This is a genomic window from Stenotrophomonas sp. DDT-1 (assembly GCF_001580555.1).
Classification (GTDB): domain Bacteria; phylum Pseudomonadota; class Gammaproteobacteria; order Xanthomonadales; family Xanthomonadaceae; genus Stenotrophomonas; species Stenotrophomonas sepilia.
The window spans coordinates 1-23,120 of record NZ_LEKR01000029.1; the positions used below are offsets into that span (position 1 = coordinate 1).

At 67.6% G+C, this 23,120-nt stretch carries 19 protein-coding genes; 5 read left to right on the forward strand and 14 right to left on the reverse strand.

Features of this window, described 5'->3' with window-relative positions; translation table 11 throughout:
* Positions 1-112: 112 nt before the first annotated feature.
* Positions 113-937 carry an alpha/beta hydrolase gene (locus tag AB839_RS13985; protein ID WP_061479823.1) on the reverse strand — a complete coding sequence of 275 codons (825 nt, stop codon included), beginning with the start codon at positions 935-937 and terminating at the stop codon, positions 113-115.
* Between the two features lie 186 nt (positions 938-1,123).
* Here AB839_RS13985 and AB839_RS13990 point away from each other — a divergent pair, with 186 nt between their 5' ends.
* Positions 1,124-1,510 carry a hypothetical protein gene (locus tag AB839_RS13990; RefSeq protein WP_061479824.1) on the forward strand — a complete coding sequence of 129 codons (387 nt, stop codon included), beginning with the start codon at positions 1,124-1,126 and terminating at the stop codon, positions 1,508-1,510.
* Between the two features lie 77 nt (positions 1,511-1,587).
* On the opposite strand, the gene AB839_RS13995 is transcribed toward AB839_RS13990, so the two are convergent.
* The 13 genes from AB839_RS13995 to AB839_RS14055 form a co-directional block, all read right to left on the reverse strand.
* Positions 1,588-2,292: a DUF2968 domain-containing protein gene (locus AB839_RS13995; protein ID WP_032954256.1), complete on the reverse strand. Its 705-nt coding sequence runs from the start codon at positions 2,290-2,292 to the stop codon at positions 1,588-1,590.
* A 99-nt stretch (positions 2,293-2,391) separates the two neighbouring features.
* Positions 2,392-4,542, reverse strand: a complete 2,151-nt coding sequence (locus tag AB839_RS14000) for a TadG family pilus assembly protein (protein ID WP_061479825.1) — start codon at positions 4,540-4,542, stop codon at positions 2,392-2,394.
* Between the two features lie 8 nt (positions 4,543-4,550).
* A complete protein-coding gene (locus AB839_RS14005) occupies positions 4,551-5,024 on the reverse strand; it encodes a DUF3613 domain-containing protein (RefSeq protein ID WP_061479826.1) in 474 nt (157 codons plus the stop codon).
* Positions 5,021-5,911, reverse strand: coding sequence for a Flp pilus assembly protein TadD (locus tag AB839_RS14010; protein ID WP_061479827.1), 891 nt, complete (start codon positions 5,909-5,911; stop codon positions 5,021-5,023). The genes AB839_RS14005 and AB839_RS14010 overlap by 4 nt, the downstream gene beginning before the upstream one ends.
* Positions 5,911-6,846 (reverse strand): type II secretion system F family protein, encoded by a 936-nt coding sequence (locus AB839_RS14015; RefSeq protein WP_061479828.1) that lies wholly within the window; start codon positions 6,844-6,846, stop codon positions 5,911-5,913. Before AB839_RS14015 ends, AB839_RS14010 begins: the two co-directional genes overlap by 1 nt.
* Before the next feature lie 28 nt (positions 6,847-6,874).
* On the reverse strand, positions 6,875-7,831 hold the full coding sequence (locus AB839_RS14020; protein ID WP_061479829.1) for a type II secretion system F family protein: 957 nt from the start codon (positions 7,829-7,831) through the stop codon (positions 6,875-6,877).
* Between the two features lie 2 nt (positions 7,832-7,833).
* Entirely contained in the window at positions 7,834-9,180 is a 1,347-nt protein-coding gene (locus tag AB839_RS14025; protein WP_061479830.1) for a CpaF family protein, read from the reverse strand.
* On the reverse strand, positions 9,165-10,421 hold the full coding sequence (locus tag AB839_RS14030) for a fimbrial protein (protein ID WP_061479831.1): 1,257 nt from the start codon (positions 10,419-10,421) through the stop codon (positions 9,165-9,167). Before AB839_RS14030 ends, AB839_RS14025 begins: the two co-directional genes overlap by 16 nt.
* A 28-nt stretch (positions 10,422-10,449) precedes the next feature.
* A complete protein-coding gene (locus AB839_RS14035; RefSeq protein ID WP_061479832.1) occupies positions 10,450-11,808 on the reverse strand; it encodes a type II and III secretion system protein family protein in 1,359 nt (452 codons plus the stop codon).
* Positions 11,809-11,826: 18 nt separating this feature from the next.
* Positions 11,827-12,864 carry a Flp pilus assembly protein CpaB gene (gene cpaB, locus AB839_RS14040; RefSeq protein WP_061479833.1) on the reverse strand — a complete coding sequence of 346 codons (1,038 nt, stop codon included), beginning with the start codon at positions 12,862-12,864 and terminating at the stop codon, positions 11,827-11,829.
* Positions 12,865-12,889: 25 nt separating this feature from the next.
* Positions 12,890-13,366, reverse strand: coding sequence for a TadE/TadG family type IV pilus assembly protein (locus AB839_RS14045; RefSeq protein ID WP_061479834.1), 477 nt, complete (start codon positions 13,364-13,366; stop codon positions 12,890-12,892).
* Positions 13,363-13,908: a prepilin peptidase gene (locus AB839_RS14050; protein WP_061479835.1), complete on the reverse strand. Its 546-nt coding sequence runs from the start codon at positions 13,906-13,908 to the stop codon at positions 13,363-13,365. The genes AB839_RS14045 and AB839_RS14050 overlap by 4 nt, the downstream gene beginning before the upstream one ends.
* A gap of 89 nt (positions 13,909-13,997) precedes the next feature.
* Positions 13,998-14,186 (reverse strand): Flp family type IVb pilin, encoded by a 189-nt coding sequence (locus tag AB839_RS14055; protein WP_005416979.1) that lies wholly within the window; start codon positions 14,184-14,186, stop codon positions 13,998-14,000.
* Positions 14,187-14,881: 695 nt separating this feature from the next.
* Between AB839_RS14055 and AB839_RS14060 the strand changes: the two genes are divergently transcribed.
* The 4 genes from AB839_RS14060 to AB839_RS14075 all read left to right on the forward strand — a co-directional run bounded on the left by AB839_RS14060 (position 14,882) and on the right by AB839_RS14075 (position 23,080).
* Positions 14,882-15,862: a helix-turn-helix domain-containing protein gene (locus AB839_RS14060; protein WP_061479836.1), complete on the forward strand. Its 981-nt coding sequence runs from the start codon at positions 14,882-14,884 to the stop codon at positions 15,860-15,862.
* A 235-nt stretch (positions 15,863-16,097) separates the two neighbouring features.
* Positions 16,098-21,770: an ESPR-type extended signal peptide-containing protein gene (locus tag AB839_RS14065; protein WP_061479837.1), complete on the forward strand. Its 5,673-nt coding sequence runs from the start codon at positions 16,098-16,100 to the stop codon at positions 21,768-21,770.
* Positions 21,771-21,831: 61 nt separating this feature from the next.
* Complete coding sequence (locus AB839_RS14070; RefSeq protein WP_061479838.1) at positions 21,832-22,668, forward strand: OmpA family protein; 837 nt, start codon at positions 21,832-21,834, stop codon at positions 22,666-22,668.
* Positions 22,669-22,789: 121 nt separating this feature from the next.
* Positions 22,790-23,080 (forward strand): hypothetical protein, encoded by a 291-nt coding sequence (locus AB839_RS14075; RefSeq protein WP_061479839.1) that lies wholly within the window; start codon positions 22,790-22,792, stop codon positions 23,078-23,080.
* Positions 23,081-23,120 lie beyond the last annotated feature (40 nt).

Consider the following 23,120-nt stretch of genomic DNA (forward strand, 5'->3'; position numbering starts at 1 on the left):
AGAGCCGGCCGCTGGCCGGCTGCGCAGGATCGCGATGGATTGATCGGGGTGCCGGCCAGCGGCCGGCACTACCGAAGGGGCGGCGGCACCGTTGCGGCGCCGCCGCGATACCTCACTTGCGTGCGAATGCCAGCAGATCGGCGTTGAACTGGTCGGCGTGGGTGATGGTCAGGCCATGCGGCGCACCGGGGTACACGTTCAGTTCGGCATCCTTGATGATCTGCGAGGACAGCTTGGCCGAGGCATCGAACGGCACGATCTGGTCGTCATCGCCGTGCACGACCAGCGCCGGCACGTCGATCTTCTTCAGGTCCTCGGTGTAGTCCACTTCCGAGAATTCGTGCACGCAGTCGTACTGGCCCTTGACGCCACCGAGCATGCCCTGCAGCCAGAACGCATCGCGCATGCCCTGGGTAACGTTGTTGCCATCCCGGTTGGCGCCGAAGAACGGGGTGGTCAGGTCCTTGAAGAACTGCGAACGGTCGCCGCCGGTACCCTTGCGGATACCGTCGAAGACCTCCAGCGGGGTGCCGGCGGGGTTGCCAGCGGTCTTCAGCATCAGCGGCGGCACGGCGCCGACCAGCACCACCTTGGCCACGCGCGCGCTGCCGTGGCGGCCGATGTAATGGGCCACTTCACCGCCGCCGGTGGAATGGCCGACCAGGATCGCGTCCTTCAGGTCCAGCGCTTCGATCACCGCGGCCAGGTCATCGGCATAGGTGTCCATGTTGTTGCCATCCCAGGTCTGGCTGGAGCGTCCGTGGCTGCGGCGATCGTGGGCGACCACGCGGAAGCCGTTCTGGCCCATGAACAGCATCTGCGGATCCCAGGCATCGGAAGACAGCGGCCAACCGTGGGCGAACACGATCGGCTGGCCGGTGCCCCAATCCTTGTAGAAGATGCGGGCGCCATCGGCGACGGTGACGAAGTTGCTCATTGCAGGTTCCTTGGCGGAAGGGAGGGAAGGCTTCGGCAGGATGCCGGTGCCTTCGGCAGTACAGCGCAGGCGCAGGCGACCGACTTGCACGGCTGTGCTGGATTGCATCGGATGTGACGCGTATCGCTCTGGCAGGACGGGAGCCGTGTGCCGAGGATGAGCGCAGCCCGCCACAGGAACGCACGGATGCCCGCCATGCGATGGTCGCTGATGCTGTGCCTGCTGCTGCCCATGGCAGCGCCGGCACAGACCCATGTCTACAAGTGCGTGGATGGACCGCACCCGGTCTACCAGCAGACACCCTGCCAGGGGCGTGCCGCATGGCGCTGGGACGTGCCCGCGGAGCAGTCATTGTCCCGCGGCGCTGTGGCGCCAGCGGCCTCGACACCGAAGCCATCGCCCCGGCCACGGCGTGCGGCGCGGGCGCACGGTGCGCTGATCACGATCAGCACGGATGCGGCGGCCTGCGAGCGTGCCCGGCGTGATCGCGAGCAGGCGTTGCTCAAGCGTCGGCGCCTGGACTTCGTGCAGCGCCGGCAGCTGGATGACGCGATCTACGGCGCCTGCCAGTGACGCGGGGGCGCTGAAGTGCCGAAAACGACAACGGCGCCATAGGGCCGCCGTCGCGTGGAGTACCGTGAGTGCAGCTCTCAGCGACCGTCGCTGGCGGCGGCCGGTGCGGGCACGCTGTCCGGCTTGGGCAGGCTCAACTCCGGGTTGCCCTGTTCGGCCTGCAGGATCTGGATGCGGCGCTGCAGGGCGTCCAGCTGGCTGTTGGTGCTCTGCACGTCGGTGCTGAGGCTCACGGCCTGCTGCTGGGCCTGCTGCAGGGCGGCGCTGACCTGGGCCGACTGCGCCTGCTGTTGTTCCATTTCCTGCTGCAGGGTACGCAGGCGTTCCTCGTTGTAGGCCACCAGGCGCTCGGTGTAGCGCTTGCCGGCTTCAAGGCGGGTGGTGTCGATGTAGACCTGGGCCAGCTGCTCGGACTGCTGCGCGAAGGTGCGGTAGACGCGCTCGGCGTTGTCCACCGCATCGGTCTTGATCACCCGCCAGAAGTTCTTCTCCTGGAACAGGGCGACGTAGTAGGTCAGGGTGTTGGCATTGAACAGCAGGCTGGCGCCGTAGTTGCCGTTGTAGGTGGTGCGCAGCTCGGTCAGCTGGCGCGAGTCCATCAACTGCTTGAGTTCGTCCACGGTATTGCGCACCACCGGCGCGCTGCGCGCCGGTTCGGCTGCCGCCTCACGGTCGCCACGTGCAGCCATCGCTGCCGGTGCCACCAGCATCATGACCACGGCCAGCACTGCCGCGCTGCGCGCGTGCCGGGCAAAGACCGCGCCCCCTGAAGTTTCTCGCATGTCTAGACCATCCACGGATGAGTGTGGGTTGATATGAAGGTGGTTCCCCGCCGGGAGTCTAGCATGGGTGTGGGCGCCGCCAAGGGCGCCCGTCACGGGTCAGTAGACCAGCTGTGCGGCGCTGCACTGGATCGACTGCACGTTGACGTCGGTCCGGCCCAGTTCAAGGCCCAGCACGCTGGCCAGCAGGTTGGTCAGCAGGGTGCCGACACTGTTGAGCACCGGCCGCAGTGCGGCCAGGATCGGCTTCAGCACGGTGCACAGCAGGCCGCTGCAGCTGACGCTGCCATCGGGGTTGGTGACACCCGTTCCCCCGGCACCATCGAGAAAGCCGGCCGGTGCGGTCTGGATGTACGACGCCAGATTGTTGCGCACGCAGCCGTTGTAATCGATCAGGTTGCCGAGCAGGCTGTCGCAGCGGTTGATCAGCAGGCCGCCGACCAGCGAGCCAAGCAGGCCATCGAGCAGGCCCAGGCCCTGGCCGGTGACGGTCGTCCTGTAACCGGTCCACACCGAACCGTCTTCCCAGCAGGTGGTCAGGCCCAGCAGGCAAGGCTTGGGGACGCCATTCTTCACCGTCCAGTTGCCCAGCGGGGCGAGATTGCGTGCCGGATCGCCATCGCGCAGCAGCGGGATGACCTGGTCGACGTTGTAGCGTCCGCCAGTCGGAAAGGCCGCCTGCAGGTAGCGATCGGCCAGCGCCTTGGCGGTGTCGTTGGCGTTCATGCCCTGCTTGGGCGAATTGAGCATGCCCGACAGCACCCGTAGCAGTTCGTTCACCAGGCTCGACACTGCGTCACCGATCGCGAGCGGGTTGAACCGGGTCGAGCCGGTCTCACCGGCGGCCAGGGTCAGGGTCTGCGTGCTGGTCAGGGCAGGCAGGGTAATCCTGTCGTTGATCAATGGTTGGCCCAGCAGCTTCAGCAGCTGTTCGTCCTGCAGCGTGGCGTCGCAGACATTGGCCTTGGAGAAGCGCTGTGCAGGGTCGACATTGCCGACGCAGGCGCGCAGCACCGACGAGTCCACCTGGATCGTGGCCTTGGGTGGATTGCCGCCGCACTGGATGCCGGTCAGCGTGCCCATGCCGTTGGCCACGTCGACGTGCAGCGGCAGGTGCAGGCGCGTGCCAAGCAGGTTCAGCAGCGGCCCCAGCGCGAACAGGTTGTTGCTGTCCACGTCCGCCATCAGCCGCACCTGCGCGTTGTAGGCACGGCTGCCGACACCGCCGATGGCGATCGATGGCGGCTCGACCACGCCTGCCTGGATGCTGATGCCCAGCAGGTCCAGTCCCTTGACCGCCACACCGTTGCCATTGTTGGCGATGGAGATCGCGGTGCTGATCAGGTTGAGCACGTTGATCTGTGACTCCAGTGCGCTGCCGACCGTGCCGTCGGGCGAGACAACTTCGGCAAACAGGCCACCGCCGCCGGACTGGCTGCCAAGCACGATGTTGAGCTTGTTGATGTCCAGCTGGGTGGCAACCAGATCGGACAGGGCGCGCAGCTGCACCCCCGCTGCGGAGTCACGGCCGACCACGGTGGCGGTAGCATCGACCAGCTGTGCCAGCGAAATCTTGTTGACCGACAGCAGGCGATTGAAGTCGGCCACGCTGAGGTTGGCGCTTACCGGTATGTTGAGCGCTTTCAGCAGGCCGGACGGAGTCACGTTGGCCTGCGCCAGGCCGTCATAGGACAGCACCGTGGCATTGGTGACGTCCAGGCCAACCAGGCGCAGGGTGGACAGCAGCACTGAATCGCCATTGGTCCTTAGCAGCTGCGAGCCGACCGCAAACACCGCGGTGGGTTCGGCACGGCGCGCCACGGCCTGCACGCTCACGGTGGGCAGGCTGGAAGTCTGCCCGAAGAAGGGCAGCACGCTGCGCTCGGCGATTACCTGAACGGCATTGCGGGGATTGCTGGCATCGACGCTGGTGACGAAGCGGGTGCCGGTGCCACGGCTGGCGCTCCAGTTGCCGCAGCGGATCTGCAGGGTGCCTGCGAACCCGTTCTGGGCCACCGCATTCTGCCGGGCAGCGCTGTTGTCGCTGTTGTCCGGGCTGCACAGCTCCAGCCGCTGTGCGCCGGCCAGTGCGGCAAGGTCGGCCACCTTCTGCGCATCACGCTTGGCCCAGAACAGATAGCCGATCTCGATCAGGCCCAGCATGGCCAACAGCGCCAGCATGACCAGCATCATCGTGACCGACATGCCGCCGCGTGCGCGGCTGAAACTGAACTGGCGTGGGCGTTTCATGGCCGACCTCAGCGTCCGGAGGAGGAGGCGTCCTTGGACCGGGAGACATCGGTCTCAAAGAAGTCCGGGATCTCGTGTTCAAAGCTCTTCAGGTAACGCGCATAGCTCAGCGTGGCCTGGTCACCCAGGATCGGCAGCCGCTGGCCGGCCTGCTGCCCGGAGGCCTGCAGGCGGAACAGATTGCGGGTCGCCTCGCCGCTGGGCAGGCGTGCACGCGGTGCGGCGGGCGGTGCTGAAAGAGGTGCGACGTCGGTTGCGATGGTCGACGCTTGCGCCCCAGTCACCTCGGCGGATGCGGCCGGTGCGGCCAACTCCACGGTGGGAAGCGGCTCGGCCTGCATCGGCGCCGTGCCCGCTGGCGACGGCGAGGGGCCACCGAGCATCTGTCCGGTCAATGGCTGTTGCTGCGCCTGCACGGCACCGGCAACAAGCAGGCAGCACAGCACGGGCAACAGGCGTCGGATCTGGCGCATCGTGGTCATGGTGTGCTTCCGGTCGGGTGATCGGTGGCGCTGAAGCGTTCCAGCATCGAGGGTGGCAGGCGCTGCGGATCGCGTTGGTCGCGCGGGTCGCGGTGGGGTTCGCCCGCCAGCCGTGCGCCGCCCGATGCACGAGCGCCACTCTCGACGCTGGCCGTATGTGCAGGTGTGGCTGCGTTGGCGGCAGCAGCGGCCTGTCGTTGCTGCAGGCGCGTCCGGATCTGCTGGGCCTGCTGCTGGATGCTTCGGCGCGTCTCCTCGTTGAGGCTGGCCTGTGCCGATAGCCGCTCCGCCGTGGCCTGGTCGCCGCGCAGTACCGCCCAGAGTGCAAGGTTGGCCGTTGCCTTGGCGTTGCCCGGTGAAAGTTCCAGGGCCTTGGCCAGCGGCTCGCGGGCCTGATCGAACTGGCCGGCACGCAGCCGTGCATAGCCCAGGTCGCCCAGGTAGTCGATGTTCAAGGGCTGCAGCTGCGTGGCGCGCGCCAGCGCCTGTTCGCTGCCGGCGTCGTCGTCGCGGCGTGCAGCGATCAGGCCCAGGCCATGGGCGGCCGCCGCGGCCTGCGGCCCGCTGGACAGCGCGCGATACAGCGCGACCGCCGCGTCGGTCTGGCCGGTCTCACGCAGTGCGTCGGCCTGCAGCAGGCGCAGGGCAGGACGATCACCATAGCGCTGGCGGAAGGCCTCCACATGGGCCAGCGAGGCATACCAGGCGCCCTGCTGCTGCATGCGTTCGATCAGCTCCAGATAGGCGTTGCGGCTGTCCTGCGGATCGGGTTCCGGCGGCGCAAGGCTGGGCGCCCGCACATACTTCGGCGTGGTCGAGGCGCAGCCACTGGCCAGGGCGGCGAGGGTGACGGCAAGCAGCAGGCAGGAGGTGTGCAGGGGAGGCATCAGGGAGATCCCATCTTGGACAGGGTGGTGGCCAGCGCGACCAGCGCCGGGCCGGCAAGCACCAGCATCAGTGCCGGCAACAGGGTCAGCATCATCACCACGGTCATCTTCACCGAGAGCTTGCCGACCTTTTCCTTCAACGCGTTGCGGCGCTGTTCGCGCAGGCGGAGGCTGAACTGGCGCAACGGCTCCTGCACTGCGCCGCCGTGCGCATGCACCTGCAGGATCAACTGCATCAGGCTGGCCAGGTCATCATCGGCGTAGACCTCGCTCAGCCGCCGCAATGACTGCGCGCGCGTGCGGCCATGGGTATAGGCCACATTGGCTTCCTGCAGTTCGCCGCCGAGTACCGGCAATGCATCGCGCAGCTTGTCGCCCAGCGTCTGCAGGCTCTGGTCCATGCTGAAGCCCACGCCCTGCAGCAGGCGCAGCAGGTCGATCAGCAGGGGCAGCTCGTTCTCGACCGCACGGCGGCGGCGCTTGACCCACGACGACAGCACGAACTTCGGCAGCAGCAGCCCGGCCGCCAGCGCACCGATCACCACCATCACCTTGGCAAGCCCGTGCGCGCTGCTGAACGCCAGCGCCAGCGCCAGCACCAACAGGGCAAGCAGCAGGCGCAGGCCGAGATAGATCGCGGTGCCGCGGCGCGTGTTCCAGCCAGCCAGGTCCAACAGCAGCTTGTCTTCGCTGGCAAGCAGCGCGGCCTCCAGGCGGCCGCCACTGAGCGAGCGCCCGAAGCGCTCGATCCAGCCCAGCGAGTCGCGGCGCGTGGCCTCGGTGTCGCGGCCTTCTTCACGCGGCTGCAGGGCGGTTTTCAGTGTGGCTGAGGTGCGGTGCTCGCGATGGCTGCGTACCCAGCCGGCGATACCGAGCAGGGCGACGCCGGCTGCCAGCACCAGCAGCGAAAGGGCGAACCAGGCGCTGGCGCTCATCGGGCACCTCCGGGGCGGCTGCGGGCGGTCATAGCGATTTGGCCAGGCGGTACAGCAGGAACGCCCCGAGCAGTTCCAGGCCCAGTGCGATCAGCAGGATCCTGTGACCGAGCGGGTCGTGCAGCACCGGCTGGAAGAACGCCGGGCTGGAGATCGCCATCAGCACCGCACTGGCGGGTGGCAGCAGCCCCAGCACCCAGGCCGACATCCGTGTTTCCGAGGTGGTGGCCGCCAGTTCCTGCTGGGCCTGTTCCAGGTCGCGCATGAAATCGCCCATGCGTTGCAGGATCTGGTCGGCGCGCCCACCAATGCGCACGCTCACTCCGATCACCACTGCCAGCACCTTCAGTACGTCCATCCGGTACGGCTGCGCGGCCAGGCTCAATGCACGATCCAGGTCCATGCCGCTGCGTGCATAGCGCACCGTGGTGTCGAGCAGGCCGCGCAGTGGCGCGCTGGTCTGCATCGAAGACACCTGGAACGCGGCCTGCAGGCTGTTGCCCAGCGCGGTGAGGCGGACCAGGTTGTCGAGAAAGTCCGGCATCTGGTGCAGCAGCTGCGCGCGCAGCTTCGTGATCCGGCGCGTCACCCACAGCCAGCAGCCCAGCAGGTACAGCAGCAGGGTCAGCGGAAACATCCAGGCCGTGCCCAGCCGCATCGCCGCCACGACCGCAAGCACCAGTCCCGGCACCAGCAGCATCAGTGGCAGCTTCCAGCCCGGCTGAAGGCCGGCGCGCTGCAGGACACCGTCCCACGGCAGTACGCGGGTCCCAGTGCTGGCCGGGCGGGTCGAATCGTTGGCCGCCGCAACGGCAGGCCCGGCCGGTACTGCGCCGGCCGCGCTGCCGCGCGCCAGTTGTTGCTCGGCATGCTGCAGCGAGGCCTGGCGCTGCTCACGGCTGGCGGCGGTGCCCCACAGCCAGACGGCCAGCGCCAGCAGCACCGAGATGATGCTCAACACGCCCAGCAGCAGGCCGGTGCCCATGCTCAGAAGTCCCCGTAGAGCGATTCACGCAGTTGCTGGCGGAACGGCTCCAGCTTGTGCGAGTGCGGATGGAAGCCCAGGCCGATCCAGCGGTCGGTCTCGCGGCCGGCGGCGTCGATCTGCACCTCGTGGCGGAACATTTCCTGGGTGGTGATCAGGTTGTCACTGACCCCGGTGATCTCGGTGATCGAGACCAGCACCCGGCGCCCGCTGCCCAGCCGCGAGATCTGCACGATGAAGTCGATGGCGCTGGCAATCTGCCGGCGCAGGCTGTCCTCGCTGCCCTGGAAGCCGGCAAAGCCTGCCAGCATCTCGATGCGGTACAGGCAGTCGCGCGGCGTGTTGGCGTGGATGGTGGCCATCGATCCGTCATGGCCGGTGTTCATCGCCTGCAGCATTTCCAGCACTTCCGCGCCACGCACCTCGCCGACCACGATGCGGTCCGGGCGCATGCGCAGACTGTTGCGCACCAGGTCGCGGATGCTGACCGCGCCCTGGCCCTCGGCGCCACCGATGCGGCTTTCCAGGCGCACCACGTGCGGATGGTTCAGCGAAAGCTCGGCGGTGTCCTCCACGGTGATGACGCGCTCGCTGGGTGGCACGTAGCTGGCCAGTGCGTTCAGCAGCGAGGTCTTGCCGGAGCTGGTGCCGCCGGAGACCAGGATGTTGCATCGGCCCAGCACCATTGCCTTCAGCAGGGCCTGCATCGGTGCGTCGAAGGTGCCCTTGGCGAGCAGTTCGTCGGGGGTGAACGGGTCCTTGCGGAACTTGCGGATGGACACCATCGGCCCGTCCACCGCCAGTGGCGAGATGATCGCGTTGAGGCGGCCGCCGTTGGGCAGGCGCGCATCGACCATCGGATTGGAATCATCCAGCCGGCGGCCCAGCGGCGCGAGGATGCGGCGCAGGATGCGCAGCAGGTGGGTGTCATCGGTGAAGCGCTGGGTGGCACGCCGGAGCTGGCCACCCTGCGAAACGTGCACGTCCTTGAAACCGTTGATCAGGATGTCTTCGATGGAGGGGTCGTGGAGCAGGTCGTCCAGCGGGCCGAAACCGGTCAGCTCCTTGACCAGGCCCTCGGCAACCACCTGCATCTCTTCTTCGTTGATCGGGATGCGCCATTCCTGGATGAAGCCCACGGTCTGTACCTGCACCCAGCGGGCGATGGTATCCGGGGCCCAGGAATCGATGTCGATGCGCTCGTCCTCGATGCTGTTGAGCAGGTGCTCATGCGCGGCCGACAGCACCTTCTGGTACTGCTCGGTCTGTGCGAACGGCAGGTGGCCCGGGCTTTCGTGCAGCAGCGGGCGGGCAACGGCATGCGGGAACGGGGTTACCTTGTCTTCCATTGCGATCCACCCAGGGCAAGGGAGAGTCTTTCCCGCAGGCCATGCGGCTGGACCGGGCAGGCAGCCGGGTCCAGCCGTGACACGAGCGGGGCGAGGGCACGCAGGTAGGGATCGCGCGGCGCATCCTGCAGCAGCAGGCGGCCCTGGCTGGCGGCAAGGCGCACGCGCGGTCGTTCAGGCAATGTCGCCAGCAACGGCACTTCGAAGCGGCGTGCGATCTGTTCCGGGCTCATGCCGCTGCTGTCGTCGTGGCGGTTGATCACCAGCTGCAGGCGCTTCTCGCGCTCGCGCTGGCCTGCAAGATGCTTCAGCGCCTGGTCCAGCGAGACCAGCGTGGCGATCGACGCATCGGTGACCAGCCAGATTTCGTCTGCCTGGTCCAGCAACAGAGGCGGCAGCTGCCGCAGCGGGCAGCCGCCGGCATCACACAGCACGCTGGCGAACACCCCGCGCAGGCGCTGCAGCAGCGCGCCAGGGTCGGACGGGGGCACGGCATCACTGCCGCCGGCACGGTCCAGCAGCACCAGCCCGGAGTCATGGCGCGCCATCGCGGTGCGTGCGAGGGTGGCGTCGATGCGGCTGGCGTTGCGCAGCGCATCCTCGTAGTGGAAGCGGCTGTCGAGATTGAGGTACAGCGCAAGGTCACCGGACGGCTGTGCCAGTTCCATCAGCAGGCCGTCCTGCTGCACTGCATCGCCCTGGGCAAGGGCCCGCGTCTGTTGCGCCAGCACCGAAAGATGTGCGGCCAGGGTACTGGTGCCGACGCCTGCGCGCACGCCCAGCAGCACGATCAGGCGCGCCTTGTGCGCGTGCTGCGCCACCGCGGCCGGGCGCGGTGACAGCGCACGCCGCAGGGCCGCCTCGATGCCGGCGTTGTCGCTGTCCAGGTCCAGCACATCGCGCAGGCCGGCACGCAGCGCGATCACCACGCCTTCGACCTGGCCGGCGCTGGTGGCGCCGACCGCGACCAGCGCCAAGTCCGGTTGGGTCTGCTGCAGCTGCTGTGCCAGCACGCTCGAGGCAGCCGCGTGCTCGGGCCGGAAGTCAAGCAGCACCAGGCTCTGCGGGCCGCGTTGCAGGTCCTGCGCAGACGTCGGCGCACTGCTGTCCTGCCAGTGCAGGGTGGTGGTCGGCGGCAGCTTGGCGGCCAGCCGGGGCAGCAGTTCGCGGTCAATGCCGTACAGGACCAGGTTCATCGGCGGTCCTTGCGGATGCAGCGGCTGGGCGGTGGCGTAGGGCATGGGCGTGGTTCCGCAGGCGTCATGGAAGTCAGCGCGAGAAGCCGGGCACCGGGTCCTGGCTGACCGGCCCCAGCAACCACGACCCCCATTCGGGAAGATGCGGCTTGGCTTCGCGCTCGCCAGGCAGCGGCAGTTCGGCGTTGCGTGCCAGCGGCTGCACCAGACGCGGGGTGACGATGATCACCAGCTCCTTGTCCTGGCGCTTGTAGTCGAAGTTGCGGAAGAATGATCCAATGATCGGCAGGTCGCCCAACAGTGGAATCTTGTTGACGTTGGAGACGATGTTGGAGCTGACCAGGCCACCAATGACGAAGCTCTCGCCATCACCCAGCTCGACCGTGGTATCGGCGCGACGGGTGGTGATCGAGGGAATCTGCACGTTGTTGAGCACGATCGCGTTGCTGTAGTCCAGGTCGCTCGCCTCCGGCGCCACCTTCAGCGCAATCCGGTTCGGCGCCAGTACCGTTGGGGTCACGGTCAGGCCGATGCCGAAGGGCTTGTAGGTGATGGTGGTGGTGCCAAGCCCCTGCGGCTCCAGGATCGGCAGCTCGCCGCCGGCCAGGAAGCTGGCGCTCTGGCCGGACAGTGCCACCAGCGTCGGCTCGGCCAGCACGCGCGCCATGCCATTGCTCTGCAGCAGTTCGACATCGGCGTTCCACAGTCCCTTGGTCGAGCCGAACACCAGCCGGAACGCCGAGGAAATCGGCGACACGGCCTCGTTGCTGCTGTTGCCCTCCTTCATGCCGGGCAGCAGGCCGGTATTGCCGGGCAGGCCAGTGCCGGGCCGCGCGAAGCCATAGGCGAAGCCGCCGTTGCGGTTCTGGAAGTTGATGCCGATCTGCTTCATCGCGGTCTTGTTGAACTCGACCACCTTGACCTCGACCTGGACCACGCCCCCACTGTTGATGGTGGACGCATCGGCAAGCATGCCGTCCTTGCCCAGCGCCATGGCCGCAGTGCGCTGTTCCTGCATGTGCGTGAGCATGCTGTCGGTGCTTCCCTGCAGGAGGCCCTGCTGGTCCTGCTGGGTGAACACCAGCCCGGTACCGCCGGTGCTGGCGGCGCCCTGTACGGCGCTCTGCACCCGTACCGTCAACCGCTGTGGCTCGGCCTGTCTGCGGTGCCACAGCAGCAGGGTGGTGGTGCCAGGCGTCTTGCCGACCAGCAGCGCCTGGCGCTGCCCGCGCAGCATCACGATGTCGGCTACACCCGGGTCGGCAATGGCCACCCGCTCCAGGTCGGCCGGCAGGTTCCAGGGACGCTGCTCGCGCGCCTGCAGCACCAGGTCATCGGCGGCCACGCTCGTTGCCGGCGCCAGCAGCACCAGCAGCAGGGCCAGCCAGCGCTGGCGGAGGGAGAGGCGTGGACGGCGGCGACGTTCGGTCATGGATGCACTCGATGCAGGTCAAAGGGAGGCACGGGATGCGGAACTGTCGCCGCGGATGATCTCGATCCCCGACGCGCGCGGTGCACTGCGACGTGACGCCGGCGCGCGCGCCGGTGCATCCGGGGTGCTGCGTGGCGGTGCACTGCCACGTCCGGCCAGCGCGTCGCTGTCGATACCCGCAAAGGCGTGGTTCTCCGGCCGCTGCAGGGCGAGCTGCTGTTCGGCGTCGAGCCCACGCAGCGGGTCGATCACTCCGCGCGATTGCGGGAACAACGCCAGGTCGGGCAGGCCGGTATCGGCGGGATTGCGCAGGGCCAGGAAAAGTTTGCCCTGCTGCGCACCCAGCAGCAGCCGGTTGGCGTCGGCCACCGGTACCGCAAGCACCGCGCTGCGTGCGGGTTGCGGCGCTTCATTGCTGCTGCTCTGCGTGCTGCCACTTCCGGTGATGTCGGCAGCGCGCGGGTCGTTGCGGGTGTCGGCCTCGCTGTCGGAAGTAGTCTCTGTGGCCAGCGGCACGATGTCCTGCTGGCCGTAGCTCAGGACGCGCAGGCGCGACAGCAGCAGGCGCGTCTGCGCCGCTTCGCCAGGGCTGTTGATGTTGGGCTGGGCGTTGCGCAGGTTGAGGAAGACGTCGACGAAATCACCGGGAAGGATGCGGTTGCCGGCACCGACCAGTTCGTCCACGGGGACGGCCAGGGCACGCTCGCCCGGCCGCAGCTGCAGCGAGAAGCCCTGAGCCAATGCGCTGCCGTTGATCACACTGCCTTCGGCAATGTCCTGCACCGGCACCTTGCCGGTCACGGCGGCAATGCTGGTAGCGGCGCCGGGGACGGGTGCGGTGCGCTGGGCCAGGCGCAGGCCGTTGGCGCTGATCGGCTCGCCCGCAGGCAGGCGTGCCACGGCTTCGACCACGGTGATCGCCTGGGTCTCGTTGTGAGCGACCGGCGCGACCGTTGCAGGTGCGGCGGGTTTGCGCCCGATCATGAAGGCGATCAGCGCCAGCAGCACGGCCAGGCCGATCAGGGCGACGGCAGCGATGCGGGTCAACTTGAGCATGGAACCATCTCCAAAGTACCGATCATCAATTGCCGCTGCCGAGATCGAGCTGCGCGACCGCGACGCTGCGGATGGGGGCCTGCATCACCCACTTGTAGAGCGTGGCGGTGCCGGGCAGGAAGGGATGGCTGGCGTAGTCGTAGCTGACCGTCACGGTCATGCACTGGGCCGTGGCCAGACCGGCGCAGGGTGCCTGTGCCGACACCACGATGGCGTTGCTGCCCCCCGCGCTGCAGTCCACGTTCTGCTTGGAAAACTGCAGCAACCATTGCATCGAGGTGCGTGCGGCGACGCAGGCGGCGGTGCGTCGTTCGCTGGCGGTGCCGTAGCGCAGCGAGGCACGCGCGCCTTCGGCCGATGCGGTGGCCAGGGTCTGTTGCGCCGCCATGATCATCACTCCGGAGAAGGTGAACAGCAGCAGCGGCAACAGGCCGAGCATCAGCATCAGGGCGAACTCGATGCTGGCGACACCGCGTTGCAGGCGTGGGCTGCGGATGTTCATGGTGCACCTCCGTAGATGCTGGCCAGCACCCAGCCGATGGCGGCCAGTGCCAGGTAGGCTGCATAGGGAATGCCACGTCGTCCCTGGCGGGCGGCCTGCATGTCACGCAGCACCGGATGCGCTTGCCACTGCGTGCTGGTGCGATTGACCTGCATCTGCAGGTGACCGGGCAGCAGCACGCCCAGGCGGCGACCGGCCAGCACCAGTACGGCATGCAACCCAGCCGCGAGGCTTGCCACCAGCCAGACCGGCAGCAGCGCCTGCCAGCCCAGCATCAGGCCCAGCACGGCGAAGAACTTCACGTCCCCGGCGCCCATCCAGCGCAGGGCATGGAACGGCAACAGCGCCAACAGGCCGACCGCCGCGCCGGCAAGGTGGGGCAGCCACGGCTGGCGCGGCGTACTGAACTGGCCGACCACGATTACCGCAGTGGCGATCACGCATGCGGCGACCAGCCAGGTGTTGGGCACCCGACGGGCATACAGATCACTGATCGCGATCCGCAGGCACACGCCGATGGCCAACAATCCCAGCACTGTCATCGCACACTCCATCGTCCGTCACTGGACGGTCTTCGCCTGGTTCCATGCGCCCCGCCGTCGCGGCCCTGCCGGCCGCGCGCGGTCGCCGTTCAGGTCGTCGAGCCCGACGCCTTGGTGGCCAGTGCGGAGAGGTTCTTGAACAGCGTTTCGAAGAACCCCTTGATCTGGTCGTTGCCGACCGCAATCAGGACGCCAGCTATCACGGCAGCCAGCAGCCCGTACTCGAGCGCGGTGACGCCGTCTTCTTCCTTCAGGAATTTGCGGATCGATGCGTTCATGACCAATGTCTCCCTCTACCTGTCTGCGGATGCAGTACACCTGCGTTGGGCGGTGGCCCGGCTCCGCCGGGATCGTCCGTGGGCCTCCGCGCGTCCTGGCGGAGGAGGCACGGCGGGACAGGCCCGCTGTGCTCAAGCAGGGTGATCGTTTCCAGGCGGGACATTGGCCGCACGGTCGCGACCGGACGGCCCGGGGCCGGTGGTCGAGGCATCCAATGATGCGTGCGTGGTCATGCTGTCCCCCTGGGTGCGGCCAGATCAGATGGCTCGATCACCGTAATGTCGACTTTGCCTGAACGGCGGTTGGCTGCAACCGGAACCTATATGCAAATTCGGCAGAAACCCCGGAAGCCTGAAAATTCCAGATGGTTTTTGTGACGAAAATCCGTTCGCAGGCAAAACGATTCATTGTCGTGTAGATAATGTGATTCGCCTTGTGGTTCCATGCGAAAACCGTGCCACCTGCTCAGACATTTTCTTCACTTGTGTATCCCGTTTCATCATTCAGCGCCGCGGGTTTACCTTTGCCGATTATTGGGCATACTCGCATTCAAGCTCTTGCATTGAGATTTGTACGATCGCATCGACGCCGGCGCCGCCGGCGTGGCAACGGAAATGGATTCTGGATCGTTGCGCGCCCTGTCAGGCAGTGGGGGCCGCAGCGGATGGCGGATCAACGGGGGGACAACACTGTCATGGTCGATGGTGGGGTAGAGGACAGCGACGACAGTGGCCTTCGGTCGATAGACCTGGCCACGCTGAGCGGCGTGCTTCGCGTCTGCGATGTCGAACTGCTGCTGCTGGATGGCAACGGGCCACGGGCGGCCTTCGCTTCGCGCGTGCACGAGGAAGCCCTGTTCTGCAGCATCAGCTGCGGCTTCCATTGCCGTGGCCGTTTCATGCTGCCGCCGGACTGGGCGATGCTGGGGTACCTGCACGCAACCGATGAAACGATGAGCTGGTGCCACGGCGTGCCGCTCTCGCCGGGCATGGCGCTGACGATCATGCCGGAGGGCATCAGTGAGTTCACCCTGAGCCCGGGCACGCACATGACCCTGATGCTGGTGCCGGTGGCCCGCGTCCAGCGCAAGCTGACCGAACTGAGCCTGCGCAGCACGCCACCTGCTGGCCAGGCACTTTCGCTGTTCAACCTGGCCAGCGACGCCGCGCCGCTGGCGCGCCATTACCAGCAGCTGCACCTGCAGCTGGGGCAGGGTGCAGGCCTGCAGCCGGATGAGACCGAGAACCTGCTGCATGAGCATGTGCAGGCCCTGCTGGGCGCCGGTGCGGCGGATCGCCCGGGCTGCACCCGTGCGCGGCGCACGCATTATCTGATCGCGCAGCGTGCAGAGAACTTCATGCGGCTCAACCTGCGTCGCAATATCTACATGAACGAGATCTGCGATGCCGCCGGCGTCAGCGAGCGCGGCCTGCGCTATGCGTTCGAGGACCTGTTTGGAACCTCGCCGAACCGCTACCTCTCCATGCTGCGCCTGTGCGCGGCCTGCCGCAGCCTGTCGATGGCAGACTCCAGCCGTCGCTCGGTGAAGGCGATCGCCCTGAGCTGCGGGCTGTGGGACCTGTCGCGCTTCGCCGACAATTACCGCAAGGTATTCGGCGAACTGCCGCGCGACACCCTGATGCGCGCACCCGCGCAGATCGGCCAACCGGCCTGATCCAGGCCCGGCAAGGGTTTTTGCGGTGTTTATGCCGGAATTGCGTATCCGCTTGCCGATCGTGTTGCCGCTTATGCATAGCCGGCTGCCGATTCCGGCCGTGGATTTGCCGGAATGCGCGATTGCCGTGCCGGATTGAAGTGCACCGCCCTTGTTGCAACCGCTGAAATGTCAGTCACCTGCCTAGCGGCAAGTCCACTGACATTCCAGTTGTTCGCCTACGGGGGAAATGCTCATGAACCGCATCTACCGGCGTGTATGGAACCGCCAGCTCAATGCTCTGGTTGTGGCCTCGGAACTGGCCACCGGCGACAGCGGCGGCAGCGCCGCACGCGATCCGCGCGCCTTCCTGCTGATGCCCACGGCCCTGGCCCTGGCACTGCTGTGTGCGCTGGCCAGCGGTCACGCAGGGGCCTCGGAAACCAATCAATCGCTGCGTGACCTGCAAGCACTCGCGGCAAAGTATGCGCAGCCGATGCCGGTCAAGGTTGACGCGGAAGTGGCCCTGGCTGCCGCCGCGCGGCAGGCGCAGAACAGCCCCGCAATCAGTGCGGATGCTCGTCTGGGCCTGCAGTTGAACACCACGTCGCTGCCGGTGGTACGTGACGTGTTGCCGGCCACCGTGCAGGTGAAGCTGGCAGCGAACACCGTGCCGAAACAGGTGGCCGTGCCGGCACTGGCGGCTGATGTCCGCGCCAATGTTGGCGTGGGCAACGCTGCGGCCAGGGCGGCACAGGTGGATGCATCGCTGGCTGCGCACGTTGCGCCCGGCGCGCAGGCGCCGCTGGGCGTTGCTGCCGATGCGCGCGCCAGGGCCAAGGTCGGCATCGCTGGCCGCCAGGTCGCTGCGATCAATACGGGTGCCCAGGCGGCCGCCGGCCTCAGCGGTGCAGCCGCCGGATCACTGCCTGGGCTGAAAGCCACCGTCGACGGCAAGGCCGACACGCATCTGGCGGTCGCTGGCCATCACATCGAGGGGCAGGGCCAGGCCCGGGCGACGGCGGCAGTCACGCTGCCGGCCAAGGAAGAACTGCCGGGTGAAACCCATGATCGTGTCATCAGTGCCGCGTTCGATGCCGGCGTCGCCGGCAAGGTGCGCGTGCAGGCGCCAGACGGCCAGGAGGTAGTGGCCGATCGCAATCTGAAGCTGGCCGGACAGGGGACGGTGGCCGCACAGCACAGCGCGCTGGGCGTCGGCAACCTGGTCGGTGGTGCGGTGGGTGCTGTCGGCGGGACGCTTCACGGTGCCGCGGGCGCAGTTGGTAGCGCGGTGGGTGGCGCGCTGAACGGCACTGTCGGCCAGGTCGGCAGCGCAGTGGGTGGCACACTCAACAACACGGTGGGCGCAGTTGGCGGCGCAGTTGGCGGTGCACTGAACGGCACAGTCGGCACGGTTGGCGGCGCAGTCGGTGGCGCGCTGAACGGTACTGTCGGTACCGTTGGCGGTGCACTGAACGGCACCGTCGGCCAGGTCGGCAGCGCAGTGGGCGGTACGCTCAACAACACGGTAGGCGCAGTCGGTGGCGCAGTTGGCGGTGCTCTGAACGGCACTGTCGGTACCGTTGGAAGTGCAGTGGGCGGCGCACTGAACGGCACCGTCGGCCAGGTCGGCAGCGCAGTGGGCGGCACGCTCAATAACACGGTAGGCGCAGTCGGTGGCGCAGTTGGCGGTGCTCTGAACGGCACCGTCGGCCAGGTCGGCAGCGCAGTGGGCGGTGCTCTGAACGGCACCGTCGGCCAGGTCGGCAGCGCAGTGGGCGGTACGCTCAACAACACGGTGGGCGCAGTCGGTGGCGCAGTTGGCGGTGTTCTGAACGGCACTGTCGGTACCGTTGGAAGTGCAGTGGGCGGCGCACTGAACGGCACTGTCGGCCAGGTCGGCAGCGCAGTGGGCGGCACGCTCAACAACACGGTAGGCGCAGTCGGTGGCGCAGTTGGCGGTGCTCTGAACGGCACTGTCGGTACCGTTGGAAGTGCAGTGGGCGGCGCACTGAACGGCACTGTGGGCCAGGTCGGCAGCGCAGTGGGCGGCTCGCTCAACAACACCGTCGGTGCAGTCGGTGGCGCGCTGAACGGTACTGTCGGTACTGTCGGCAGTGCGGTGGGTGGTGCTCTGAACGGCACTGTCGGTACCGTTGGAAGTGCAGTGGGCGGCGCACTGAACGGCACCGTCGGCCAGATCGGCAGCGCAGTGGGCGGCACGCTCAACAACACGGTCGGCACGGTTGGCGGCGCCGTGGGCGGCATTCTCAACGGCACTACCGGCAGCCCCACCGGCGACCTGGGCGGCGTGCTGGGCAGCACGCTGGGCAGTGTCGGAAGCGCGGTGGGCAACCTGCTCAACGGCAATCTCAATGGCACCGTCGGCAACCTGGGCAGCGCCGTGGGGGGCCTGGTGGGAGGCACGCTGGGCAGCCTCGGCCTGACCCAACCCTCGGCGATTCCACCGACCAGCCCGAAGGCGCCGGCTCCGGCGGATCCGAATGCGGGCCTGATCATCGGCACCGGCGGTCTGGTCGGCAACGTCGGCCAGCTGATCGGGCCGACCACCACCAGCCTGTTCGGCGGCAACGGCTACCTGAGCAACGGCAATCTCAAGCTCAGCAACGCCAACGTCATGCAGACCTATTCGACGGTCAATGTGCTGGGCCTGCCGGTGGTGAACCTGTCGCCGGTCGGCAGCACGCTCAATGGCCTGGGCGGTGCGGTCACCGGCGGCAGCTCGCACCTGACGCTGATCGGTGGCGTCACCTCCGACAGTTACATCTACAACATCAACAACGGCAACCCGGGTGGCCTGCTCGGCCTGCTGCTGCCGAAGGATTCGCCGGCGTGGGCGGCCAAGTGCCTGGACATCGCCCTGGCCGACATTTCCTGCTGGGCGGTCAACGCCGCGCAGGACTACCAGGTGCTGATGGGCGACGGCGCCTTCGCCAACGGTTCGAAGGAAGTGGTGATCGGTGCCAATGCACGCCATGAACTGCCGAAGGTCGATGCCAATGTCGCCTTCCCCGGCGATGGCGTGAACGATCCCAGCAATCCGACCGGCGTGCCGACGGCCGACTATGCCGCCCGCATGGGCCACTCGGTTGTCGTCGGTGACAGTGCCGTGGGCACCGCCAACGGACAGACCCTGCTGGGTGCCGAAGCCACTTCAAACCAGGCCAACTCGGTCGCGCTGGGTTACCGCTCCGCTGCACTGCGCGGCGCGCAGGCCAGCTACAGCGCCTACGGCCTCACCGCACCCCAGGTCTCGGCCGGCGAAGTGTCGGTGGGCACGGCCGGTGGTGGCGAGCGCCAGATCACCAATCTTGCCGCGGGCAGCGCCAATACCGATGCTGTCAACGTGGCCCAGCTGAAGGGCGCCATCAGTCTGATCGACGATGTAGCCTCCGCAGCGGTCACCTATGACCTGGATGGCTCGGGCAACCCGGACTATCGCCGGGTCACGCTCGGCGCAGGCACCGGCACCACCACCATCGGCAATCTTGCCGCTGGCGCGGTCACCGCCGGCAGCCTGGAGGCGGTCAACGGCGGCCAGCTGGCGGCGACCAACAGTGCCATCGCCAGTTTCTTCGGTGGTCGTGCGGCTTTCGATCCGGCCAGCGGCATCTTTACTGCACCGTTGTTCGAGATCAGCACGATCTCCACTGGCGGTGCCATCGCCAAGGGCCTGTATGAGAATGCCACCGATGCCTTCGCCGCAGTCGATGGCTCGCTGGTCAACCTCAACACGCAGATCACCGACATCCGCAACGGTGGCACCAAGTACCTGCGGGTGAACTCGACCGGCACTGAGGCGGTGGCCAGTGGCGCCGATTCGATCGCGGTGGGTACCAATGCCCGCGCCACTGCCGCCAACAGCATCGCGGTGGGTGCCGGCAGCCTGGCCGATCGTGCCAACTCGGTGTCGATCGGCGCTGCCGGTGCCGAGCGCCAGGTCACCAACATGGCCGCCGGCACGGCGGCGACCGATGCGGTCAACGTGGGCCAGCTGCAGGCCTCGGAGCAGGGCGCGCTGCGCTATGACCTCAACGGCGACGGCAGCGTCAACTACGCCAGCGCCACGTTGGGCCAGACCGGCACCGCCACCACGCTGCGCAACCTTGGCCCGGGCCAGGTCAGTGCCACCAGCAGTGAGGCCATCAACGGTGCCCAGCTGTTTGCCGCCAACCAGGCGGTGGCCACCCATCTGGGCGGTGGTGCCACGGTCGATGCCAACGGCGTACTGACCGCACCGACCTACTCGATCAACAACGTCGCCGCCAACGGCACGATCACCAAGGGCAACTACAACGACGTCGGTACCGCCTTCGATGCGGTCAGCAACTCGCTGGCCAACGTCGCGGACCAGACCGGCGAGATCGACAAGCTGGCCGTGAAGTACGACGTCGATGGCAGTGGCAACGTGCTCAACAGCGTGACGCTGACGGGTACCGGCACCGGCGCGGTGAAGATCACCAACGTCGCCGCCGGCAGCATCCTGGCCGGCAGCAGTGATGCCATTACCGGCGACCAGCTGTTCAGCACGAACAGCACCATCGCCACCTACTTCGGTGGCACCACCGACTACAACGGCACCACCAACGTGTGGACCGCGCCGACGTTCAGCATCTCCAGCATCGCCACCGATGGCACCTTCACCAGCGGCGATTACAACAACGTCACCGCTGCCTTCACCGCTGTCGACGGCTCGCTGAAGGTCCTCAACCAGCGCATCACCAATGGCGGTGGTGGCAGCGCATACCTGGCGGTCAACTCAACGGCGGCCGCAGCCACTGCAGCCGGTGCGGAAGCCGTGGCGGTCGGTCCGCAGGCCAGTGCAGCCGGTGCCAACAGCGTGGCGGTCGGCAACGGTGCCAGCAGCAGTGCCGGCAACAGCGTGGCGCTGGGCGCCGGTTCGGTCGCCAGCGTCGGTGCACAGAGCGGCTACACCGGCGCCTACGGGCAGACCGGTGCCAGCAACTCGGCCGGTGAAGTCTCGGTCGGCAGCACCGGCAGCGAACGCAAGATCACCCACGTAGCCGATGGCTCGGACACCTACGACGCGACCAATGTCGGCCAACTGAAGAACGGCGTGAACTACGCCATCGACGAGTCGAAGAAGTACACCGACCAGAAGATCCAGAACATCACCAACGTGGCGGGCAGCTTCCGCGCCAACAACACCAACAACCTGGCCGATCCGTCCGCCAGCGGCGCCAACTCGGCCGCCGGTGGTGCAGGCTCCACTGCCGCCGGTGCCAACTCGACCGCGCTGGGCAATGGTTCGCAGGCGCAGGCCGACAACTCGGTGGCGCTGGGTGCGGGTTCGGTGGCGAACCGGGCCAACACGGTCTCTGTCGGTGCCGCCGGTGCCGAACGCCAGGTGGTCAACGTGGCAGACGGCTCGCAGGCCACCGATGCGGTCAACGTGCGCCAGCTGCAGGCCTCGCAGCAGGGCACGATCCGCTACGACACCACGGTGAACGGCGCGACCAACTACAACAGTGTCACCCTGGGCAGCACCAGCAGCGGCCCGACCACGGTGCGCAACGTCGCCGCCGGTACTGCTGGCACCGATGCCGTCAACGTCGACCAGCTGAAGTCGGGCATGGCGCAGACCCTGGACTGGTCCAAGGCCTACACCGACGAGCGCATGGGCGGCTTCGAGCGCGACCTGCGCAAGACCGACAATCGTGCTTCGGCCGGTATCGCGTCGGCGATGGCCACCGCAGCGCTGCCGCAGCCGAGCGAGGCGGGCCGCAGCATGGCCTCGATCGCCGCAGGCAGCTACAACGGCGAATCGGGCGTGGCGGTCGGTATCTCCGGTGTCTCCGAAGGCGGCCGCTGGATCTACAAGTTCAGCGGTTCGACCAACAGCCGTGGCGAGGCCGGCGTGGCCGTCGGTGCCGGCATCCAGTGGTAATCCCCGCCGCCGGGCCGCACCCGCGGCCCGGCATCGCGGAAACGTCTACAGGGGGAACGACATGAAACAGCATCGCATCGCCCGCGCCGGCCAATGTGCCGCCACGCTGGGCCTGATCCTGGGGATGGGCCTGCTGGCCGCCTGCCGCAGCCATGCGCCGGCCGCCGACGGTCCTGCCGACGCCACCGCCGTGCACTTCCCGGAGGCCTCCAAGGCCTCGCTGAAGGAAGGCATCTATCCCGACGTCGCCGACCTGCGCCGCTTCGCGCCGGGCATGAGCAAGCGGCAGCTGTACACGCTGCTGGGCACGCCGCACTTCAATGAAGGCATGTGGGGCGTGCGCGAGTGGAACTACCTGTTCAATTTCCGCACCGCGCAGGGCGCGGAATACTTCACCTGCCAGTTCCAGGTGCGCTTCGACAGCAAGGGCGTCGCGCAGGGCGGGTATTGGAAGCCGGAGTCGTGCGCGGCCGTGCTCGAACCACCGCGGCCACCGGCGCCGCTGGCACCGGCACCGCTGCCGGAGCAGCCCCTGCGGCTGTCGGCCGACGCGCTGTTCGGATTCGACAGCGCGGTACTCAGCGCCGAAGGCCAGCAGGCGGTGCAGGGCATCCTGGCGCAGGTACGCGAGGCCGCGCAGGTGCAGTCGATCAAGGTAACCGGCTACACCGACCGCATTGGCAGCGCCAGCTACAACCAGGCGCTGTCGCAGCGCCGCGCCGACGCCGTGCGCAACGCGCTGGTGCAGGGGGGCGTGCCTGCAGCCAGCATCAGTGCCGAGGGACGCGGCGCGGCCGAGCCGATCGTGCAGTGCGAGCAGCGCAACCGGCGCGAGCTGATTGCCTGCCTGGCACCGAACCGGCGCGTGCAGATCGCCGGGATGGCACAGCCACATTGACCTTCCTGCGCCGGGGCGGTGCCCCGGCATTCCGAGTCCCCCCTGACCGCCGGCAGGCGTGGCAACGTCTCCCCCGTCGTCCACGCCTGCCTGCGGCTCAGGTTTTCAAACGGTGCACGCGATGAATGCCCAATTCCTGCCACTCTCCATGAAGACGGAAGCTACGCTCAGCGTGTACGGCCAGCTCGGCAATCATGCCGTGGTGCGCATCCCCGGGCGGCGCCTGCCGGGCCTGATCCTGCAGGCCGACACCGTGGCCGGATTCCTGGCCCAGTTGCAGGAAGCCCAGGCCTGCCTGCGCAGCGGTCGCGCACAGCGCGCCGACGCCGAGCTGGACATGCTGATCGACGTGCTGCAGCAGTGGTACGCCCTGATCGAATCGCGCCTGGCCGACGCCGGCGAGGCCCTCTAGCAAAAAAGGGACGGAGGGGATTAAGTCGTTTCCGGCACAA

What these genes read in the sequence shown, in the direction of transcription:
- AB839_RS14020 (WP_061479829.1), bottom strand. Translation starts at nt 7,831, where the DNA reads ATGGGCACCGGCCTGCTGCTGGGCGTGTTGAGCATCATCTCGGTGCTG.
- AB839_RS14015 (WP_061479828.1), bottom strand. Translation starts at nt 6,846, where the DNA reads ATGAGCGCCAGCGCCTGGTTCGCCCTTTCGCTGCTGGTGCTGGCAGCC.
- AB839_RS13990 (WP_061479824.1), top strand. Translation starts at nt 1,124, where the DNA reads ATGCCCGCCATGCGATGGTCGCTGATGCTGTGCCTGCTGCTGCCCATG.
- AB839_RS14010 (WP_061479827.1), bottom strand. Translation starts at nt 5,911, where the DNA reads ATGCCTCCCCTGCACACCTCCTGCCTGCTGCTTGCCGTCACCCTCGCC.
- AB839_RS14005 (WP_061479826.1), bottom strand. Translation starts at nt 5,024, where the DNA reads ATGACCACGATGCGCCAGATCCGACGCCTGTTGCCCGTGCTGTGCTGC.
- AB839_RS14025 (WP_061479830.1), bottom strand. Translation starts at nt 9,180, where the DNA reads ATGGAAGACAAGGTAACCCCGTTCCCGCATGCCGTTGCCCGCCCGCTG.
- AB839_RS13985 (WP_061479823.1), bottom strand. Translation starts at nt 937, where the DNA reads ATGAGCAACTTCGTCACCGTCGCCGATGGCGCCCGCATCTTCTACAAG.
- AB839_RS14075 (WP_061479839.1), top strand. Translation starts at nt 22,790, where the DNA reads ATGAATGCCCAATTCCTGCCACTCTCCATGAAGACGGAAGCTACGCTC.
- cpaB (WP_061479833.1), bottom strand. Translation starts at nt 12,864, where the DNA reads ATGCTCAAGTTGACCCGCATCGCTGCCGTCGCCCTGATCGGCCTGGCC.
- AB839_RS14000 (WP_061479825.1), bottom strand. Translation starts at nt 4,542, where the DNA reads ATGAAACGCCCACGCCAGTTCAGTTTCAGCCGCGCACGCGGCGGCATG.
- AB839_RS14055 (WP_005416979.1), bottom strand. Translation starts at nt 14,186, where the DNA reads ATGAACGCATCGATCCGCAAATTCCTGAAGGAAGAAGACGGCGTCACC.
- AB839_RS14035 (WP_061479832.1), bottom strand. Translation starts at nt 11,808, where the DNA reads ATGACCGAACGTCGCCGCCGTCCACGCCTCTCCCTCCGCCAGCGCTGG.
- AB839_RS14045 (WP_061479834.1), bottom strand. Translation starts at nt 13,366, where the DNA reads ATGAACATCCGCAGCCCACGCCTGCAACGCGGTGTCGCCAGCATCGAG.
- AB839_RS14060 (WP_061479836.1), top strand. Translation starts at nt 14,882, where the DNA reads ATGGTCGATGGTGGGGTAGAGGACAGCGACGACAGTGGCCTTCGGTCG.
- AB839_RS13995 (WP_032954256.1), bottom strand. Translation starts at nt 2,292, where the DNA reads ATGCGAGAAACTTCAGGGGGCGCGGTCTTTGCCCGGCACGCGCGCAGC.
- AB839_RS14065 (WP_061479837.1), top strand. Translation starts at nt 16,098, where the DNA reads ATGAACCGCATCTACCGGCGTGTATGGAACCGCCAGCTCAATGCTCTG.
- AB839_RS14030 (WP_061479831.1), bottom strand. Translation starts at nt 10,421, where the DNA reads ATGCCCTACGCCACCGCCCAGCCGCTGCATCCGCAAGGACCGCCGATG.
- AB839_RS14050 (WP_061479835.1), bottom strand. Translation starts at nt 13,908, where the DNA reads ATGACAGTGCTGGGATTGTTGGCCATCGGCGTGTGCCTGCGGATCGCG.
- AB839_RS14070 (WP_061479838.1), top strand. Translation starts at nt 21,832, where the DNA reads ATGAAACAGCATCGCATCGCCCGCGCCGGCCAATGTGCCGCCACGCTG.